The organism is Ectobacillus sp. OTK (genome assembly GCF_059698935.1).
The window spans coordinates 470,538-489,028 of the sequence record NZ_AP048547.1 but is presented as its reverse complement, the minus strand read 5'-3'; the positions used below and the strand labels follow the sequence as shown (position 1 = coordinate 489,028).

The window sequence follows — 18,491 nt, the reverse complement described above, 5'->3', positions numbered from 1 at the left end:
GCCCAACATTTGCTATGCTTTATATCTTGTATATTTTTGTGATACCTATTTATGAAGCGTATGTCCTTGTTCCTTTATTGCTTGCTGTTTGTTGTTTACATAGTCTATAAAATCCTTTGCTTGTTGAAATTCTCCTTGGAGTTCCTTAGGAAGTTTCTCCACCTCAACGGGACCCTTAGTCGTATCCACTTCCGCCTGTGCTAACACTTTTTCATATGTCATGAGAGCATCAATGTACTGTTCATATTCTTCAGAGGTTAAGATTTCTTTACTTGATATATCTTCGTTTAATTTATCAAAATATGGCTGTATTTCCATTGAGGCTCTTTTAACTTCAGCTACTTGTTTAGAAGACATCTTATCGAAATCAGTATTCCCATACTTATCTCCATACTTCAATTTAGCATCAGTAATTACATGTAGATATTCTTTAAATTTCTTATATTCTTTTTCTCCTAAATCTCCTTTCGCTTGCAATAGCTTCGCATTAAAAGTCATATACCCATCCATAGTTACGGTTGCTACATGTTTTTTAAGATTATCAAAGGATTCAAACAATCCATCCGCTAAAATGGATTGATAAGCAAACGCACTCGTCGGAATTAGCAATACTGCTGCTAAAATACTTGCTATCAATCGTTTTTTCATTGCTATCCCGCCTTTTATATTTTTGCTTTCTATAATCTGACTCATCACTTTTTCTTTTAGTTCAAGCGGTACAATTACTTCCTTCCCTTTTTCTTGCAAGGATTCTCTCACTCGATTCTCCAAATTCATTGTACGTTTTCCACCTTTCCTAAAAAAATATTGTTATCTTTTCCCTTTTGACGAAGCTTCTTCAAAGCAGCGTTAGTTCTTGATTTGACGGTTCCAAGAGGGATGTCCAAAATACTAGCAACCTCTTCTTGAGAATGTTCATTCAAATAACGTAAGATAACGACTTGTTTGAGTTTATAAGGCAGATTATCAATTAACGAAATGAGTTCATGATTTGAGATTTTATCAACTACATCATTTGAAAAATCAAATTCAATAGCTTGCTTATGCTCCTCTGCTTGTTTCAGAATCCGAAAACGTGTCCATACTTTTCGTCGATAACTACGAATTTGCCGTACGACAATTCCCATTAACCAAGGACGAAATGGTCTATTTCTATCAAATTGACTTAGGGATTGATATGCCTGGACATAAATGTCCTGAACTACATCATCCACATCTGTCTTTTCTTCTATGAGAAAATGAACAGTTTTATAAACATCCTGGATTGTTCTTTCATAAAGTTCACTATACGCCTCTTGTCTACCTGATAGAGTAAGCTGAATAAGCTGGTCATATTCATTTTGGTTCTTCATCCATAATCCCTCCTTATGCTTCACACTATATATTGGTTAGAAAAGGAAATCTCGTTCGATTTTTTTTATAACTCAAAAAAAATCTTCTGGCATTTGCCAGAAGATCTTTGTTGCTTTAGATGACGTACGTTCCAGAAAATAAAAAAAGCTCGAGAAACTTTATATCGTTAGATTTCTTGAGCTTTCTTATTCTTTGTTTAGAATAGATTATAACTTTTCCCGCCGTGCTGTCGCAGAATTCATGATAAAAAAGCTAATCACTAACACTAGAATAGCCAATGTATATAAAAGCGTATGCATTGGATTTTCATAATGTACAATAATCAAGCGAATTAATGCAGTAATACCAATGTATAAAAAATAGCGTATTGGGAAGTGATAATGCTCTTGAAAATACTTTACAATCATTGCGATAAATTCAAAATACAAAAAGAAAACTAGAATACCTTCAAGAAGCTGATAGTGTGCATCGACGCCTTCTCCAAACAGAGAAAAACGAATAAAATGGATAATTTCCTTACCCAGCATAAAGCACAAGGTAATAGCTAATATAATTAACGCAATATTTAAGATGGATTGAAGAATGGCTGAAATCTTAAGCTTTGACCAAGTCATTTTACCTTGCTCCTTCACTGAAACGCCTCCAATATGGTTATTTTTTCAAGCTGCGATAAATCACCCCAAAGTTAGGAAATAAATGAAATAAGTCCCAAACCCATCTACTATGTTACCTAAAAAAGGGAGCATAATTCAACAACTAAAAAATTAAATTTTCCATGATAATATGCCTGCACGTAAAGAAAACTCGCTGATCGGCGAGCCCTCAGGCGAAGACAGAGGCGTAGTTGCACTGATGCTTTATTCCTAAAATTTCCCGTTACGTCAAATGGTCTTCCATCTGGAATTTACACATCCTTAAATATGGAAAAACAAGGCTGCATAAAATCTACTTGTTTTTCCACATTCCATTCGTCCTTAGATTCATTAGACCCTGCCGCTTTACTTTTTATTAGCCCATTCTAGCTCACTTCAAATGCAAGCATCAGTACTTCATTTTATGAATTCTTCCTTCAATATTAGCGCTAAACGGCTGTGGTTGTGCCTTGATAAAATCTACTAAGGCATCTAAATCAACAGGGCCTGTTTCTCTATTTGTCCCTTCCCTAAATATGGTAAAGCCATCACCGCCATCAGCTAGGAAGCTATTCACGGTTACAGTGTAGCTTTTATTTGGATCCAAGCCTGTTCCATCAGAGAGCTGAATATTCATAACCTTTTGACCAACAGGCTGGTTATCATCCCATGTGTAGGTAAAGCCGGAAATCTGAAGCATTGTCCGCTTTTCTCCTTGCCATTGCTGATTTAGTACAGCCCGTACTTGCTGGCCGGTTAGATTCATCTTAACTAGATTATTGTTGAACGGCTGAACTGTAAACAGATTGCCCCATGTAACATCTCCCGCATCAATGTCCGCCCTAATTCCACCAGGATTCATCAAAGCAAAATCTGTTTTCATTGCAGCGCGCTGAGAATCGGCAATAATATCTCCTAAGACAGACTCACCATCCTCGTTTTGCAAGGAGGTTAATGGTGCTTTTGCTGTTCCAATTAGACGATTTACGATAGGCTCTATTTTTTCCTCATATTGTTTAATCATCTGAGCCGTTTCTGCATCAGGCTCAATTCCATCTTGGAATACGTTTATAATTTCCGCACTTTTATTCATAATATTTTTGGTTTTTGGATCAATCTCTACATCAACATCTGAAAAGGCCGTTCCATAGGAATAGGATTGAACGAGCAGCTTCCCATCCACTGTTGCATTCATATAAGCATGGTTGTGGCCTCCGTAAATGATATCAACCTCATCATCCACCGCGTTCGCTATTTCCGTCAATCTTCCAACAGCTTGTTCACCATTAAAGCCTGAAGATCCCGGGTTATGGGCAAGAACAACGATAGATCGTACTCCTGCTTTTTTCAGTTCGGCCGCTGAGCGATTGATTGCTTCTGCTTCATCAATGAACTTAATCCCCTTCACTCCGCTAGGGATTACTACATTTGGCGTATCGATGGTACACACGCCAATAAATCCAAGCTGCATGCCATTCACCTTTATCACCTTATAGGGAGACAATATTGGCTTGCCTGTTTTTTCATCGATTACGTTGGCTGCAATCCAAGGAAATGTTGCTCCTCCGAAATTACCTGTTGCTGTATGTGTTCCGCCGTTAATCAAACGGAGAAGCTCATTGGCACCTTCATCGAATTCATGATTCCCCACCGTACCGATATTAAACTGCATCCGATTCAGGAACTCAACCGTAGGTTCATCCTGCAGCAAGGCAGAAACTGGAGGACTCGCACCAACCATATCTCCTGCGTGGACAAATAAAGTATTTTTATTTTCCGCAGCACGCTTCTTTAAATAGGCAGCAAGGTAGTCTGCTCGTCCGACAGGCCTCCCATTTACTTTGCGAGTTACATTCAACTGGCCATGTAAATCATTAATCCCGAGCAACTGAATTTTAACATACTGAGGATTACTTGCAGGTTTTTTAGTCTGCTTTTGAGGCGGGCGGTTGTTAATGTGGCCATGATAGTCGTTGGATAGCCCTTGCTTATTCCACTTATCTTCTGTGCCCGTCTGATTGCCAGCCTGCCCAGTACCTGTCTCTTGTTGGCTAACTCCTAAAAGTTTTGTTTCTTCTGTATGTATCCCTTTCTTTCCTTGATAATTTTGAAGCTTTACATTCCTTGGATTCTCGACAGCACTCTGATCAGTACCACCGCATCCCATTAAGCCGAATACAAAAAGCCATATAAAAGAAATTTGCATAAAAAGCCTCATAAACACTGCCTCCTTATCCTATAAGATGATGAAACACATCTATTATTTGTATCCTGAACAACCTTATTCCAGCTTTAAGGTGTTCCATAATCAAGAGATACATTTCGATGTTTGAGAATACAAAAAAACCGCAGGCCTCCTGCGGTTTTCATCCACTATTTTTTCATTTTCCAGACAGCAGCGATATTAGCGGCTGTTCTCTCCACATATTCCTTTGCATGTGCAAATGCATCCTCAAGCGGGACAACTCCTGGGACAATACTGAAAACAGCATCAATCCCATATTCATGAACAATCTGACTGTCACTGGATACATTTCCAGCAATGCCAATGACCGGAACACCATGCTTTTTAGCTGTTTTCGCTACACCAATAGGCGTTTTCCCAAAAATCGTCTGTCCATCAATTTTCCCTTCCCCGGTGATAACTAAATCAGCATCCTGAACCAGATCGGACAGGCTAGTTGCTTCAATGACAATATCAACACCTCGTTTGAGCTCCGCAGGTAAAAATGCCAGTAATCCTCCCCCAAGTCCACCAGCAGCACCAGCTCCTGGTGCATCCTTAATCTGTTTGCCAAGATCCCGTTCTACTATATCAGCAAAATGCCCTAGGCAATCATCCAATTGAGAAACCATTTCCGGAGTCGCTCCTTTTTGCGGGCCAAAAATAGCAGAAGCCCCTCTTTCACCGGTTAGCGGATTATTTACATCACAAGCAACGTCAATTTTAATATTCTTCAAACGTGAATCTACATTGAAGAGATTAATAGATGCTAAGTCTCCAAGCGCACCTCCTCCTTCACTAATCTCTGCTCCATTCTTGTCCAGAAATTGAACGCCTAAAGCTTTAGCCATACCCATGCCGCCATCATTAGTAGCGCTTCCGCCGATTCCTATAATAATATGCTTTACACCATAATCAAGAGCAGCGGCGATGAGTTCTCCGGTTCCCCTGGTAGTCGTCAATAAAGGGTTTCGTTTGTCAGCTGGCACAAGGTGCAGGCCGGAGGCTGCAGCCATCTCAATCACAGCTGTGCTCTTGTTCCCAAGAATTCCAAAAAAGGCTTCAACTGGCTCACCGAGCGGACCTGTTACCTGCTTCTGAATAATTTCTCCGCCTGTCGCATCAACAAGTGATTGAACCGTTCCCTCTCCCCCATCTGCCATTGGGACTTTTACGTACTCTGCATTAGGAAGGATACGCTTGAATCCTTTTTCAATTGATTCTGCAACCTCAAGCGCTGTGAGACTTTCTTTAAATGAATCAGGTGCAATTACTATCTTCATCTCCATACACTCCCATCTATTTTCCCATTATCCAAAAAAGCGAAACACACCGAAAATTAAAGTCGAAATAATAGTGATCATTAACCCTACAAGCGTTTCATAAGGGATTACTTTCAATCTTTCCTTGATTTCCATGTTAACGCTTCCGCCGGTTGCATGGAAGAAGCTTCCGTGCGGCAGATGATCTAGAACAGTAGCACCGGCATGGATCATAGCGGCACCTGCTAAAGCGGATACGCCCATTTCTAAAATAGTTGAGCTGAATACCTGACTCGCCACCGCAGTACCTGCAGTTGTGGATGCCGTTGCTGCCGACATAAAGATACCAGAAACCGGAGCAAGCACATACCCTGGAAGACCAAGAGCATTTAAACCATCAATTAAAACATCTTTTAGTCCTGAATTCGCGATAATTCCAGCAAGAGTTCCTGTACCAAGGAGCATAATGGCAACACCGGTCATTTTCCCTAATCCTGAAACAGCATACTCATTTATATTTCTGCCTCGGCCCATGACAAGCGCACCGGCAATCCCGCCAATCGGAAGGGCAATCATTGGGTCAATGCTAATATCAAACAATGGTCTTAGCGCCAATAAAATAATGGTCACAAGAGGAGCCGCAAGCGCCGGGAAAAATGCTGGAAGGTTTCCCCCATTATGTGATTGAGCTTCTACAGCGTTTACACTTGAACCCTTTTTAACAAGCTTTTTTGCAAGAATATACGTAACAACAAGCCCGAAAATTGCTGGTATGATACCGGCTGCCATAATAGAAGTCAATGGAACCTTAAAAGCATCTGATGCGGCAATTGCATTCGGATTTGGCGACATAATGTTCCCTGCTTTCCCGCCGCCGATCATAGCGAGCAAAATGGCAGTTTTAGAAATACCGGCCCTTTTCGCAATAGCGAGGGCAATTGGAGAAACGGTAATAACAGCTACATCAATGAATACTCCAACAGATGTTAAAATCATTGTCGCGATGGACAATGCGAGCAGAGCTCTCGTTTCACCTAGCTTTTTTACAATCGTCTCAGCGATGACCGCTGCAGCGCCGGATTCAATCAGAACCCCAGCTAGAACGCCGGCTGCAAGAATCCTTAAGACAGCGGGAATAATCCCCTTCGCACCCTCCATCATTAACGTAACAGTATTTGTTATATCAACCCCGCCAATGAGGCCGCCGATCAAAGCGCCGGCAATCATTCCATAAGCAGGAGATACCTTCCTTAAAATCAATATAATAGCAATAATCAGTGCACAAATTGCTCCTAATGCACTTACTTGAACATGAGCATCCATATGAACTTCCTCCTTAGATGGTTATATAAGCTATTTGTACAAATAATTGTAAGCGTTAACACAAGCGTTTTCATTATTCAATGTATCAAAAAAAGACCCGATTTCCTTCGGATCTTTTGTTCATTTGCACAAAATCTGATAGCTATGTAATTTGCTCCTGCAGGATAGAAAGGTACAGCTCCAGCAATTCCTTTACCTTTCGCGGATCCTTTCCTGTTAACTCCGCTATACGATCCAAACGGTATCTCAACGTATTGCGGTGGATATATAATCTTCCGGTAATTGCATGAATATCTCCATTCTCCTCCACATAAGCAAGAAGAGTTTCAATCAATTCTCCTTTTTTATCATTCTGCTTTAGTTGCCGATAATAAGGGCCAAGTTTCTCTCCAATTCCAAGCGCATTTGCCCTGGCAAGGAATACGGGCAGCTTATAATCCTCAAACAAGTAAAGAGATTTATAAGGATGAAGCTTTTCTCCGACTCGCTGCGTCATTACTGCCTCCTGATAGGATTCCGCAATCCCCTCTATTGTTTGATGATAGCTGCCAATACTCATTTTACAGCGGATCCCATGATACGCTTCCATGTTGGCAATCCACTTCTCCATTTCTGATGCCATGCTGGATGAATCCCAAAGAGAGCTCCTTAAATGCACTTTTTTAAGAAGGACAATATAATCAGGATGCATAACATATAAGTCTTCTTTCCCAAGCTTATCCCGAAGAACCTTGAAAGCAAGCGGACGATCGGCCGCCGTAAGAATAACTGCAACACGAGGAAGATCTAAATCAATCCCAAGCCTTCTTACTCTTTCGAAATAGAGGGAATTCAAGCTTTCTGAGCTGTGGAGAAGCTGGCTGATCAACTCTTCCTTCAGCCTCTCATCCCACTGCATTTGATCTAATAAAACAGCCTGCTGGAGAATCATTTCCGCTGCCATTTTCACCAGCTCCCCAAAGCTTCGAATTTCCTCAGGCGGACCTGTAATTCCAATCACACCAACAACCTGTTCATTAAAGGTAATCGGAAGATTGATTCCAGTCTTTACCCCTTGCATCCGCTTTGCTTCCAGCTCGCTTATTTCATATCCCTCTTGATCCTCTAGGACCCTCATTGCCCCTTCATGAATGGAATCAATGCGGCTTCTATCTCCCGACCCAATGATAATGCCTTTATCATCCATGACATTAATGTTTCGTTTAATGATTTTCATCGTTCGATCCACAATTTCCTGGGCTAATGACCTGTTTAAAAATTTCATAACTAACCTGCCTTCTATTTCAGAACTAAAAAAACTGCTAATTCCACTCTTATCATTATCTACAAATACTTGTAAGGATGGACATCTCCCTGTCACATTTATAAAACAATCATATATTTATTTCGTTTCAATTATTGTAATTTTGAATTTTCAAATTATAATTACTAAAAAAGGGGGAATATCATGGTTATTCATTTTGAATTAAGGAACAAAGACGATGTGTTAAAACTAAATCAAATCGCTACCAGCTATGGTTTCGATATTTGGGTTCACGACGAGGAAAAAATGTTTGATGCTAAAACATTACTTGCGCTATACACTCTTCCATTCAATAAAACACTTAAATTGGTGGTAGAGGAAGGGATTGAATCTAAAGCCTTACTGCGTGATATGGAAGAATTTCAGTAAAGCTAAAATCAAATGGTTCGATTCTATTTGGCATTATAACGAGGCCGCGGACTTCTATGAAACAATATAAATAAGCAGACCTTTTGTGTTACAAAAAGGCCTGCTTTCATGTATTATTCACCTAAATCTACATTGTGGTAGACTTGCTGTACATCGTCTAAATCTTCTAATGTATCAATCAGTTTTTCAAACTTCGCTTGTGCATCCTCTGGGAGTTTTATCTCATTTTGCGGAAGCATTGTTAGCTCTGCAACTGTAAATTCAGTGATACCAGCATTTTTGAATACTTCCTGCACAGCATGGAACTGATCCGGCTCAGCATATACGATAACTGATTCTTCTTCTTCTAACACGTCACGTACGTCTACATCCGCTTCCATTAATAGTTCAAGTACTTCATCTACTGTCTTTCCTTCAATACCGATAACAGCCGTTGCATCAAACATATATGCTACAGATCCGCTTACACCCAGGTTACCGCCGTTTTTATTAAATGGGGCACGTACTTCCGCTGCAGTACGATTTACGTTATTTGTCAGCGCATCTATAATTATCATCGATCCATTTGGTCCGAAGCCTTCATAACGAAGCTCGGTATAGTTTTCCTCTGAACCGCCCTTCGCCTTTTCAATTGCACGATCAATAATCGTTTTTGGTACGTTGTACGTTTTAGCACGCTCAAGTACAACGCGTAAAGCCTGATTGGATTCCGGGTTAGGCTCGCCTTGCTTAGCTGCTACATAAATTTCGCGTCCAAACTTTGCATAGATACGACTCGTATTTGCATCCTTTGACGCTTTCTTTTCTTTAATATTGTTCCACTTACGACCCATACTGCTTCACTCTCTTTCAACTTTGAATCTACAAAAAGTATTAACATAAAATCAGCTATTCCTTCAATACTTTTTCAAAATAACAATAAAGAGTTCGTTACTACCTTCTTGCTAACAAACAATATAAATGGAAGATACCCTATTTAACAAATTATATTATACCTCAATTATACAATTTGTTACGAGTCTAATGATCAAAAAAAGATAGACAGTTTTCATTTCATTTATAAAAACATTTTTCTGTAATTTTCCAAACCAACTAAGCCTTTTCTTGTTCCTCCTTCTCTCATAAACAAAAACGGCAGAGACTCAACCTCTGCCGTTTTCTTGAAGCATATCATATTAAAATTTGAATACTCCACGCGAAAATCCATTTTATAATTACAGAACAGGAGCCATCGTTTCCTTTAATACTTTAACAGAATGTGCAAATTGTTCTCTCTCTGTCTCATTTAAATTAACCTCAATCACTTCTCTGACACCCTCACGATTAATGATAGCAGGTGCCCCAATATACACATCTTTATGTCCATACTCACCATTTAGGTACACAGAGACAGGCAGAACACTGTTTTCATTGTTAAGTATTGCCTTTGTAATTCGAACGAGAGACATGCCAATTCCATAGTACGTAGCGCCTTTTCGTTCAATAATGTGGTATGCAGCATCGCGCACATTTACAAAAATATTCTCTAGGCATTCCTTTTTAAATTCTCCTTTTCTCTTAAGAAAAGCATCCAGTCGCTCAATTCCGATTGTAGAATGGCTCCAGACAGGTAATTCAGTATCACCATGCTCCCCAATAATTAACGCATGCACACTTCTTGGGTCTACATTGAAATACTCTCCTAGCATAAAGCGCAGGCGTGCTGAGTCCAAAGTCGTTCCAGAGCCAATTACACGCTCCTTCGGTAATCCAGACTCTTTCCACGTTACATATGTCAGTATGTCTACTGGATTTGTAGCTACTAAGAAAATACCATTAAAACCGCTGTCCATAACATTCCTTACAATTTGTTTAAAAATATTAGTGTTCTTTACAACTAAATCTAGACGTGTTTCACCAGGCTTTTGTGCTAGCCCTGCAGTAATAACGACCAAATCCGCCTGTTGGCAATCCTGGTAAGTTCCGTTCCATACTCTTGTTGGTTTAGGAGCAAACGGAATACCGTGATTGAGATCCATTACCTCTCCCTCTGATTTAGCTTCATTCACATCTATTAGCACAAGTTCCTCTGTAATTCCTTGATTAATCATAGAATATGCATAGCTGCATCCTACAGCTCCTGTTCCAATTAAAACAACACGATTGATTTTTTGATTCATTTCCAGCATCTCCCTCGCGCAAATTTGTAAGGAGAATTTCCTTACTGTTGTAACTATAAGTTTTAATAAAGACAAGTTGATTATACATCAAAACTTGTGAATATTTTCACATAATCAATGACTTATTTGTGAACATTTTCACATTTACAATGATAAAAACATTTTAATAAGAGTAAGTGATTCCTTTTTAATTAACATAAACCCAAAAATTCTGCCTAAATGAGCAAGGCAGCAAGCGGAAGTACTCAAACAAGCAGCTTTTCTTAATATGATTACAGAATACTTTTTAAAAATGAAGTTCTAAAAAGCCAGTCAGGGTAAATTTCCACCCGGACCGGCCCATTCATTTTAGGATATTACGCTGCAAATTTTCTGAACATCTCCCACCTGCTCTGCAGCTATATCTAGGAGATATAACTGCTAACCTAGATTACGGCCAGCTTTCTTAATTAACTCCTCCTGTAAAGAAGCCGATACTACTATTTGCGCCGCGACATCAGCACTTACTATAACGTTTTTCATGACGAAACTTGAGTGCGGGACTTGCATTGCTTCAGCGGCCTCCTTTTGTTTCACGAACCAGCTCCAGCTTAAACAATCCATCTTCGGATTTTCTTACTATGGCCCAGTCAGGGTTATAATTACCTATAATCTTTGGCAACTGAATCCGAAACTTTGGCGGGAATTTGAAATAAAGTACAGTCTTATCTTCTTTAGTATCAGAAACGATCTGTTCACTGATACATCCATGTGCGATGTCTGAATCTGCCTGCATCATAGAGTAAGGCCACGCTTTTCCCAAGTCTACAAGCTCTCCTTTTGGATGCTTTACGGTTTCAGAAAAAAACTTCTCCATGTCATAGACCTCACTATCACCAATGATTTTAAGGTCAATATTCTCTATTACATGATCACTCAGCGTGATGCGGATTTGCGATAGGAATTCAAAAATCCATCCTTCTGGATTATCGAAAATCTTCTCTTTTTGCAGTGGATTCATTCGCTTGAAAATTTCCAAAACCGTCTTCTTTGTCAAAGAGGTTTCATTTGCTGCACGACTGATGAAATCAGGGATTGGATACTCGGTCTTTTCCGCTTCCATAACCCTTTTCTGTGCTTTAACAGCTTTCTCAGCCGTGAAGCGATGCGGCTCAAATCGCTTGAGTATAACCTCATTCTTAAATTTGACGAATGGCTCGCCGTGCTGTTCGTCGATACGAAGCACTTTAAAACCGCGCAATCGTTCATTCCCAACCTTTTTTTTAAGATCATCCTTTTCCGCAATCTTAATAATATTGTCTTGAATATTTCCTTGTGTATCTTCCATTTGGATACGAACTTTAGCACTTGAGCTGTCTTTCGCAATGTCCAACAATGAAATTGTATAATCTTCCAGTACAAAGCTGCCCCTTGATATCTCAATCAATGGACTTGGGAATTTAGCCATATTCAAGCGCTCTACACATTTCTCAATTAATTTCTCAGTATCAATCTTTAAAGAATACATTATCCGCTTGTTCAATTTGTTCCAGAAATCTCGAAACTCCTTTGAATTATATAAGCAATCATTACGTCCCATCTTTCCCTGCTCAAGTTTCTTCGGTCTTGGCGGGGCTTGCGCGCCATCCTCTACATACTCTTCTTGCAGCCTCGATACAAATGCTTCATATGACTCATTTGCAATTACTGTCAGTATATTGTAATTATGGTCTTCCAAGCGCTTCCCCTCTTGATCGACCAAGAGACGCATCCCGCGTCCAATCTCTTGTCGCTTCTTCATTGTAGAACTCGTCTGGTTTAGCGTACAAATCTGGCATACATTCGGATTGTCCCAGCCTTCTTTCAAAGCAGAGTGCGCGAAGATAAAACTCACTGGTTCGTCAAATGAAAGCAAGCGTTCCTTATTCTTCATGATAAGCTCGAATGCTTGCTTCTCCATTTCACGTTGCGCCTGTGTCTTTCCTTCCGTATCGACTGCTTCCTCATCAGGAGCATCTTGTCTCTTCTTAGCAAAATACCCCTCGCGCACGTCTTCCGCTTTCCTATCTTCAAATTCTGGATAGAGATGCTTCAACCGCTCAAATGTCTCGTCAAACAAACGCTTGATGACTCCATCTGGAGCAGTGTAGTTTTTGACTCGGTCAATGAAGAACAATGAAAGAACCTTTACATTCTGCTCCTTCAACCTTTGTTGACACTCCATATGCTCTAAAATAGTTCTTTCAATCATGGCTCGAAAAATTCCCTCTTTAGAGAGCACTGAGTCCACAACACTTAGAGACTTATCATTTTCAAATTGGATAAATTGTTCTTCTTCCTTTTTCCCATAACGAATCTCAGCTACAATAAACCCTTCATATTCAGGGTTTTTCGTCTTTTCCGCAAGATTATCGCCTTGCTTTAGCACAATCTCTTTCTCAATCAGTTCACCTTTGTCCAAAGCCATCGCTTTCACAATTGCTGTTATTGGCTTCTTTGTCACTTCCACAAGTCGTAATAGTGTCTCATTTAAGTTATCAAGCTCAGAAACCCCAATAACCTCAATTTGCTTGACCAAGTTATGACGGAATGCATCAATCGGTGTCAGACGATATACAAGGTTTGGTGTTTCCCTATGGGTTGCAGAGTAACGCAATGCAAACAATGGCTTTAAGGTACGCAACGCTTCCCTTGCCTTGTCGGATTCAAAATTCTGCGCCTCATCTAAAATCAAAATTGGCCTTGCTGCTTGGACATACTGGTACGGCTTCCATTCACCAGGGAGCTTCTCCGTATGCTTATAGAAATTGTTAGAAGACTTGTTAAACGCATCAATTGTCATAATCATGACAGTCAATTCTGTATTTGCAGCGAACGTTTTGATTTCACTCAGCTTACTACTATCATATGGAATACTGGCAATCTCTTGGTTATCGTATAGCCGCCTGAAATGGCTTTCTGTCACCTCAATGGACTTGATAACGCCTTGATAAATTGCGACACTTGGAACAACGATAATAAATTTTCTAAAACCGTATCTCTGCCTTAACTCATGGATTGTACGAAGGTATGTATAGGTTTTACCCGTCCCTGTCTCCATTTCGACGGTGAAATGCGGGACACGAACAGAATCGTATCCTGTATTTTCCATGACCATTCCAGCATCTACAACTAATTCACTGCTGACCTTCAATTCACTGCCCTTTTTCTCAGCATTATTGCGCTGTTGGATTGACCGCAGATTATCCTCCAAAAGAAGCTCATTAATAGGCTCATCTTCCGGAAAATTTGCAACAATGTCTTCCATTGCTCCTGAAAGCATGTCCTGCTGATTTTGATACGGAATTCCGTCAAAAAGGTCTATCACGCTGGCAATCGCATCAAGTTGATAACTCTGATTAGGGTCAAATTGGAATGTGAGTTTCTTGTTCATCTGCCATATCTCTCCCTATCAGATTGTCTTTACTTTCATGCTTTCACTTAAAATCACCTTATCCCTATCAGAGAGAGCATCATCTAAGCAAATGAATGTGTCATTGCGGAAATTAGCTGCAATCATCGCTACTGTGGATTCGCTAAGCTTCTCATCTAAACAGATGTGCATCTGAAATGGCATGTCCAGATGACGTACAGTCCAAATTGTATTTCCTTCTCTCTCCTTTATTGAAATTTCACTATCAAGAGGGAAACCTTGATTAAGCATCAATTCAATAACAATATTCTGTGAATCCCAGCTTTCTATGAAGCGAGTATTCGTAAAAATATCGAGCTTCTCCTGAAGAAGATTCACATTATCAAATGCAGTGTTGTTCCATTTTGGGATATTGGATTTCTGCAGCCTATAAACAACGAACCCCCTATCCTGACCTGAGTTAGGGTCCTTCTCTTGCAGAGCGAGGATAACTTTTCTAATCCTCTCTTTACAAATATCTGCAATATCATCAAACTCTTTATGCTCAACTGGTTCAGGAATTTGTACTAAAATAAAGTGACGGCCTCCATTATCCTCTTTATTCAGCTCTAAGACTGCTTGAGCAGTAGTACCTGAACCAGCAAAGAAATCCAAAACAATACCATCCTTTCCCATTCCCATTTGAATGATTCTTTTAATTAAATTCACTGGCTTCGGAGTATCAAATGGAACATCCCCGCCGAAAAGCTCTCGTATCTCCCTCTTTCCATTCTCATAGTTGACATCCTTATCAAACCACAACGTTTTATATTTCCTTGCCGAATCTTCTGACAGATAGTCCTTCTGGAATACATCCCACTCACCTCTGGCAGAAATCTCCCTTGCAATTAGCTGGCTTTTATCTTGAACAAACTTTTCTTTTCCCCATCTCCAAACACCATCCGTTCCGTCACTTAGCCTTGGAATGATCTCAACATAACCCGGAATCTTTTCAAGCGTTAAATCAGCTTTCTCAGGTGAATAGTATACAGGATAATACAGATTAGGACGCTCTTCTCTCTTAGAGAAAGATCCTCGCTTTCTTAATCCAAGCAGACGGTATCTGCCTTGCTGATCTTCCAGATTATATTCTTTCTTCTGTTCTTCTGTTAGAGGACTTTTATTTATAACTGCTCTATCAAAGTCTTTTGCATACACAACAATATTCTCATGGGAGGTTGCGATATGTTTTTCAAGATGTCTTCCTCTGGGATTACTTTGAATAGCAATAGTCCCTATAAAGTTCTCTTCCCCAAAAATGTCATTCATAAGCAATATCAAGTTGGCAAGCTCATTATTATCAATACTGATAAAAATGACTCCTTCTCTGCTCAAGAGATTCCTTGCCAGCCTAATCCTTGGGTACATCATGCTTAACCACTTTGCATGGAAACGCCCTCCTACCCTTGGGTTGCTGGTCAACAATCCCTCTTCATCTGCTTGCCCGCTTTTTAGCAAATAGCTCTTCAACGGCTCTTTAAAATCATCCTTATACACAAAGTCATTTCCTGTATTATAGGGAGGATCAATATAGATCAACTTTATTCTCTGTCTATAGCTCTTCTGTAATATACGGAGAATCTCTAAATTGTCACCCTCAAGAAAGAAATTGTTAGAGCATTCCTCTGCAATTCCCTCACCTTTAATTAGATTAAGCGTTCCCTCTGCAGGAAGAAATGCAAGTTTTCTAGCTTCTCTCTTGCCTGCCCATTGCAAACCATAGGACTCTTCAGCATTGGCCTCTGCAGCCTCCTCTCCTATACCATTTATCTCTTCCTTAAGTCTCTCTAAATTCAGAACACCTCCAAAGAATGCTTCTGGAAAAAGTTCTTTCAATTTCTGGATACGGTCTTCATCTATACGTGATGGTCTTTTTAATTCCTCAATCGACATAGTTTACACCTCATCCTCTCCTAAACTCGATTCCAACATTTCTGCCTTCTCATAAATCACGGCCATAATCATCATAAAAGCAGAAAATCATTCTTTGTCTTCATGGACGTAACAGCATGTTCCCTTTGATTATTTCCATATTTGCAATAATTATGGTTAGGTAAGCTCCTGAAGAAGATTTTTCTTTATCGTTACCCCCAGGAATTGATACGGGTGTAGGTGGTTGTTGATTATTACAACTTGAACGCCAACTCTCCTGAAATCCTTAAACTACTCGTTACATCGATCTCTACAAACATTTCTAAGCGAATTATACGCCCTTTATAATCATAGAAAAGTATAATCCTTTCTCTCGCAAAAAGAAAATGCCGGCCCTTATATTCATCGCAATAGAACTGACATTCTAAATAATAGGTTTGATCTCCTAGATCAATGTTATTGATTTGTTATGTACAAGCGGCATAAGAAAATTGATGACCAGGTTGGTAATCCCTTTCGCATCAACCGCTTTGCGCTGCAATCTAATTTCATGCTGTTCCCATTTATTTCTTTATATTACAAACCAAATTTTCATAACACTACATACTCTTTCATGTTATTATTGATATAAAAAAATATACATCTGTTCTGTAAATACATATCAATTTTTTATATAAAACTTATTTCTCGAACAGGTCTTAGTAGGTGTGATACAACATGAAATCCACAGGCAGGTTTACAGCAGTTATTTTAACTTTGATTGCCCACTCCTTGTTTGTTGTTTATTTTTCTATTACAGAAAGACACGGGCAAATTCACATTGTTAGCTTACTTGGCTATTTTCTATGGTTCTTTATCGGATATTGGATAGGAAAACAGTATGATAAAGCAAAGTATTTTTCTGAAAAGGACCCCCTCACCAATTTGTATAATCGTAGATTTATAATAAATACTTTTGAAAAAATCACCTCATTAGCAGAACGTACAAATAGTAAACTCTTTATATTGGTTATTGATTGTGACAATTTTAAACATATCAATGACATGTACGGTCATCATAAAGGTGATTTAATTCTATCTATGATCGGGGAAACACTTATTAGATTCACAGGAAAAAATGATGTTGTCTCTCGTTGGGGCGGAGATGAATTCCTGGTTATTGGACATTGCAAAGAAGAAGCAGCGTTACAAACAATTCTCAATAGACTAGATAATGATTTAGAAAATATTTCAAACCGAATCAATATACCCGTTAACGTTTCTATTGGATCAGCAATTTATCCTGATCATAGCAAGGATTTAGACAAGTTAATCAAATCAGCTGACAAGAATATGTACAAACGCAAATGGACAAAGAAAAGAGATATGAAGCCTGAGCATTATATAGAAACCAAGTAAAAACTGCCCTGCTTTTTACATAGGCGCAAAATTAAAAAAATCGTTTATGCATGAAATATTTCTACTTTTATTCAAATAAAAAGGACCGAAGAAACTCAGGCTATAACCCCCCATGATTCTTTGGTCTTTTATTCGGACAAAATCGCAGGTACGGTGTATCATACTTCAAACATATCTAAGAACAATAGACATACACCTACAAATAGGCTGCCCCCTAACACTAGCGACGTATACCCACTAAACTTCGCAACCTTAGACGCTTTCCGAATCAACCAAAATCCAACCGCCAACAAAATAATTGTTGGGATAGACCAGAAGACTCCCAATCCCAAATTCATTATATACCTCCTACACACACTAAAAAATCCCAATTTCAGCATATCATAGTAAAGGGTAAGGATAGAGGTTAAATTTTATAAAAAGATAGCCCTGAATCTAGAACATTTTCAATCCGTTTTTTATTAAAATCAACTGTCTTATTAATTTTTGAAGAAAGAGAATTATTATAACATTTTTAAGTCCTATTCCTTTGCGAGTGATTGATGGAGGCAAAATTAGCAACAACAAAACGATTAAAGGAATCACGCTATTAAAACGGATATCCCTTCAGGCATTCCCATATTTTATCACTCCTGTAAATATCGGTACATCAATAAATTTCCATTAAGTTCACTAAAAAATACAATATATTATTATTTTCCTCCTGCTTTGTACACCCTAAAAACATCTTAACAAGAGGAGGGAATATATATGGACGAGCAATGCTTTTATTGTGCCAATCCCATAGAAGACAAGTATTGCCATGGGGTTTTCATCATGCAAAATGAACATGTAGAAAAACCTCTTTGTCAGGATTGTTATAAGGAATGGCTCGAGGGAATCAAAGAATAGTCAGTCAAGACACGGTTAGGTGAACTCCCCCACTTACCATTGAAGTGGGGGTCTCCTGCGAGATAGAGCCTGCTGCGCACGTTTTTAATACTCGTTCCTTTTTCTGGAGGAAGGAGTGATATCGCTGAATTTGGTTTTAAGAGATCTCCATTATTTACCTAAGTGCAAGTTAATTTTAGAAATGATAGTCCTTCGATAATTTTTATTTATCAGCTTCTGCAAACAAAAAATCCCCATTGTCTATATATATTAAATTACAAATGTTTTTGTTTAGA

15 protein-coding genes are annotated in these 18,491 nt (G+C 39.1%); 3 read left to right on the top strand and 12 right to left on the bottom strand.

The window, feature by feature from the left end; genetic code table 11:
* Positions 1–45 precede the first annotated feature (45 nt).
* The 7 genes from AC6HZ4_RS02545 to AC6HZ4_RS02515 form a co-directional block, all read right to left on the bottom strand.
* On the bottom strand, positions 46–777 hold the full coding sequence (locus AC6HZ4_RS02545; protein ID WP_497493488.1) for a DUF3600 domain-containing protein: 732 nt from the start codon (positions 775–777) through the stop codon (positions 46–48).
* Positions 774–1,352, bottom strand: a complete 579-nt coding sequence (locus AC6HZ4_RS02540; RefSeq protein ID WP_497493487.1) for a sigma-70 family RNA polymerase sigma factor — start codon at positions 1,350–1,352, stop codon at positions 774–776. Before AC6HZ4_RS02540 ends, AC6HZ4_RS02545 begins: the two co-directional genes overlap by 4 nt.
* Before the next feature lie 207 nt (positions 1,353–1,559).
* Positions 1,560–1,967 carry a phosphate-starvation-inducible protein PsiE gene (psiE, locus tag AC6HZ4_RS02535; RefSeq protein ID WP_497495572.1) on the bottom strand — a complete coding sequence of 136 codons (408 nt, stop codon included), beginning with the start codon at positions 1,965–1,967 and terminating at the stop codon, positions 1,560–1,562.
* A 427-nt stretch (positions 1,968–2,394) separates the two neighbouring features.
* The gene (locus AC6HZ4_RS02530) at positions 2,395–4,203 is read right to left on the bottom strand and encodes a bifunctional metallophosphatase/5'-nucleotidase (RefSeq protein ID WP_497493486.1); all 1,809 of its coding nucleotides are present in this window, start codon (positions 4,201–4,203) and stop codon (positions 2,395–2,397) included.
* 155 nt (positions 4,204–4,358) lie between these two features.
* On the bottom strand, positions 4,359–5,492 hold the full coding sequence (locus tag AC6HZ4_RS02525) for a glycerate kinase (protein WP_497493485.1): 1,134 nt from the start codon (positions 5,490–5,492) through the stop codon (positions 4,359–4,361).
* Positions 5,493–5,519: 27 nt separating this feature from the next.
* A complete protein-coding gene (locus AC6HZ4_RS02520) occupies positions 5,520–6,794 on the bottom strand; it encodes a GntP family permease (protein WP_497493483.1) in 1,275 nt (424 codons plus the stop codon).
* 142 nt (positions 6,795–6,936) lie between these two features.
* Positions 6,937–8,058, bottom strand: a complete 1,122-nt coding sequence (locus AC6HZ4_RS02515) for a sugar diacid recognition domain-containing protein (protein ID WP_497493482.1) — start codon at positions 8,056–8,058, stop codon at positions 6,937–6,939.
* Between the two features lie 183 nt (positions 8,059–8,241).
* Between AC6HZ4_RS02515 and AC6HZ4_RS02510 the strand changes: the two genes are divergently transcribed.
* Positions 8,242–8,466: a hypothetical protein gene (locus AC6HZ4_RS02510; protein ID WP_497493481.1), complete on the top strand. Its 225-nt coding sequence runs from the start codon at positions 8,242–8,244 to the stop codon at positions 8,464–8,466.
* Between the two features lie 113 nt (positions 8,467–8,579).
* Here AC6HZ4_RS02510 and AC6HZ4_RS02505 read toward each other — a convergent pair whose 3' ends face one another.
* The 4 genes from AC6HZ4_RS02505 to AC6HZ4_RS02490 all read right to left on the bottom strand — a co-directional run bounded on the left by AC6HZ4_RS02505 (position 8,580) and on the right by AC6HZ4_RS02490 (position 15,948).
* Entirely contained in the window at positions 8,580–9,299 is a 720-nt protein-coding gene (locus AC6HZ4_RS02505) for a YebC/PmpR family DNA-binding transcriptional regulator (protein WP_497493480.1), read from the bottom strand.
* A 381-nt stretch (positions 9,300–9,680) separates the two neighbouring features.
* The gene (locus AC6HZ4_RS02500) at positions 9,681–10,625 is read right to left on the bottom strand and encodes an L-lactate dehydrogenase (RefSeq protein ID WP_497493477.1); all 945 of its coding nucleotides are present in this window, start codon (positions 10,623–10,625) and stop codon (positions 9,681–9,683) included.
* Positions 10,626–11,178: 553 nt separating this feature from the next.
* On the bottom strand, positions 11,179–14,037 hold the full coding sequence (locus tag AC6HZ4_RS02495; RefSeq protein WP_497493476.1) for a DEAD/DEAH box helicase family protein: 2,859 nt from the start codon (positions 14,035–14,037) through the stop codon (positions 11,179–11,181).
* 18 nt (positions 14,038–14,055) lie between these two features.
* Positions 14,056–15,948, bottom strand: coding sequence for a site-specific DNA-methyltransferase (locus AC6HZ4_RS02490; RefSeq protein WP_497493475.1), 1,893 nt, complete (start codon positions 15,946–15,948; stop codon positions 14,056–14,058).
* Positions 15,949–16,644: 696 nt separating this feature from the next.
* On the opposite strand from AC6HZ4_RS02490, the gene AC6HZ4_RS02485 reads away from it, so the two are divergent.
* Positions 16,645–17,325, top strand: coding sequence for a GGDEF domain-containing protein (locus tag AC6HZ4_RS02485; RefSeq protein ID WP_497493474.1), 681 nt, complete (start codon positions 16,645–16,647; stop codon positions 17,323–17,325).
* Between the two features lie 158 nt (positions 17,326–17,483).
* Here AC6HZ4_RS02485 and AC6HZ4_RS02480 read toward each other — a convergent pair whose 3' ends face one another.
* Positions 17,484–17,663, bottom strand: coding sequence for a hypothetical protein (locus tag AC6HZ4_RS02480; protein ID WP_497493473.1), 180 nt, complete (start codon positions 17,661–17,663; stop codon positions 17,484–17,486).
* Between the two features lie 412 nt (positions 17,664–18,075).
* On the opposite strand from AC6HZ4_RS02480, the gene AC6HZ4_RS02475 reads away from it, so the two are divergent.
* Complete coding sequence (locus tag AC6HZ4_RS02475; protein WP_497493471.1) at positions 18,076–18,216, top strand: hypothetical protein; 141 nt, start codon at positions 18,076–18,078, stop codon at positions 18,214–18,216.
* Positions 18,217–18,491 lie beyond the last annotated feature (275 nt).

Coding starts and splice junctions, on each gene's coding strand:
- AC6HZ4_RS02525 (WP_497493485.1), bottom strand. CDS start 5,492: ATGAAGATAGTAATTGCACCTGATTCATTTAAAGAAAGTCTCACAGCG.
- AC6HZ4_RS02530 (WP_497493486.1), bottom strand. CDS start 4,203: ATGAGGCTTTTTATGCAAATTTCTTTTATATGGCTTTTTGTATTCGGC.
- AC6HZ4_RS02480 (WP_497493473.1), bottom strand. CDS start 17,663: ATGAATTTGGGATTGGGAGTCTTCTGGTCTATCCCAACAATTATTTTG.
- AC6HZ4_RS02540 (WP_497493487.1), bottom strand. CDS start 1,352: ATGAAGAACCAAAATGAATATGACCAGCTTATTCAGCTTACTCTATCA.
- AC6HZ4_RS02495 (WP_497493476.1), bottom strand. CDS start 14,037: ATGAACAAGAAACTCACATTCCAATTTGACCCTAATCAGAGTTATCAA.
- AC6HZ4_RS02485 (WP_497493474.1), top strand. CDS start 16,645: ATGAAATCCACAGGCAGGTTTACAGCAGTTATTTTAACTTTGATTGCC.
- AC6HZ4_RS02500 (WP_497493477.1), bottom strand. CDS start 10,625: ATGAATCAAAAAATCAATCGTGTTGTTTTAATTGGAACAGGAGCTGTA.
- AC6HZ4_RS02520 (WP_497493483.1), bottom strand. CDS start 6,794: ATGGATGCTCATGTTCAAGTAAGTGCATTAGGAGCAATTTGTGCACTG.
- AC6HZ4_RS02475 (WP_497493471.1), top strand. CDS start 18,076: ATGGACGAGCAATGCTTTTATTGTGCCAATCCCATAGAAGACAAGTAT.
- AC6HZ4_RS02515 (WP_497493482.1), bottom strand. CDS start 8,058: ATGAAATTTTTAAACAGGTCATTAGCCCAGGAAATTGTGGATCGAACG.
- AC6HZ4_RS02545 (WP_497493488.1), bottom strand. CDS start 777: ATGAATTTGGAGAATCGAGTGAGAGAATCCTTGCAAGAAAAAGGGAAG.
- AC6HZ4_RS02510 (WP_497493481.1), top strand. CDS start 8,242: ATGGTTATTCATTTTGAATTAAGGAACAAAGACGATGTGTTAAAACTA.
- psiE (WP_497495572.1), bottom strand. CDS start 1,967: ATGACTTGGTCAAAGCTTAAGATTTCAGCCATTCTTCAATCCATCTTA.
- AC6HZ4_RS02505 (WP_497493480.1), bottom strand. CDS start 9,299: ATGGGTCGTAAGTGGAACAATATTAAAGAAAAGAAAGCGTCAAAGGAT.
- AC6HZ4_RS02490 (WP_497493475.1), bottom strand. CDS start 15,948: ATGTCGATTGAGGAATTAAAAAGACCATCACGTATAGATGAAGACCGT.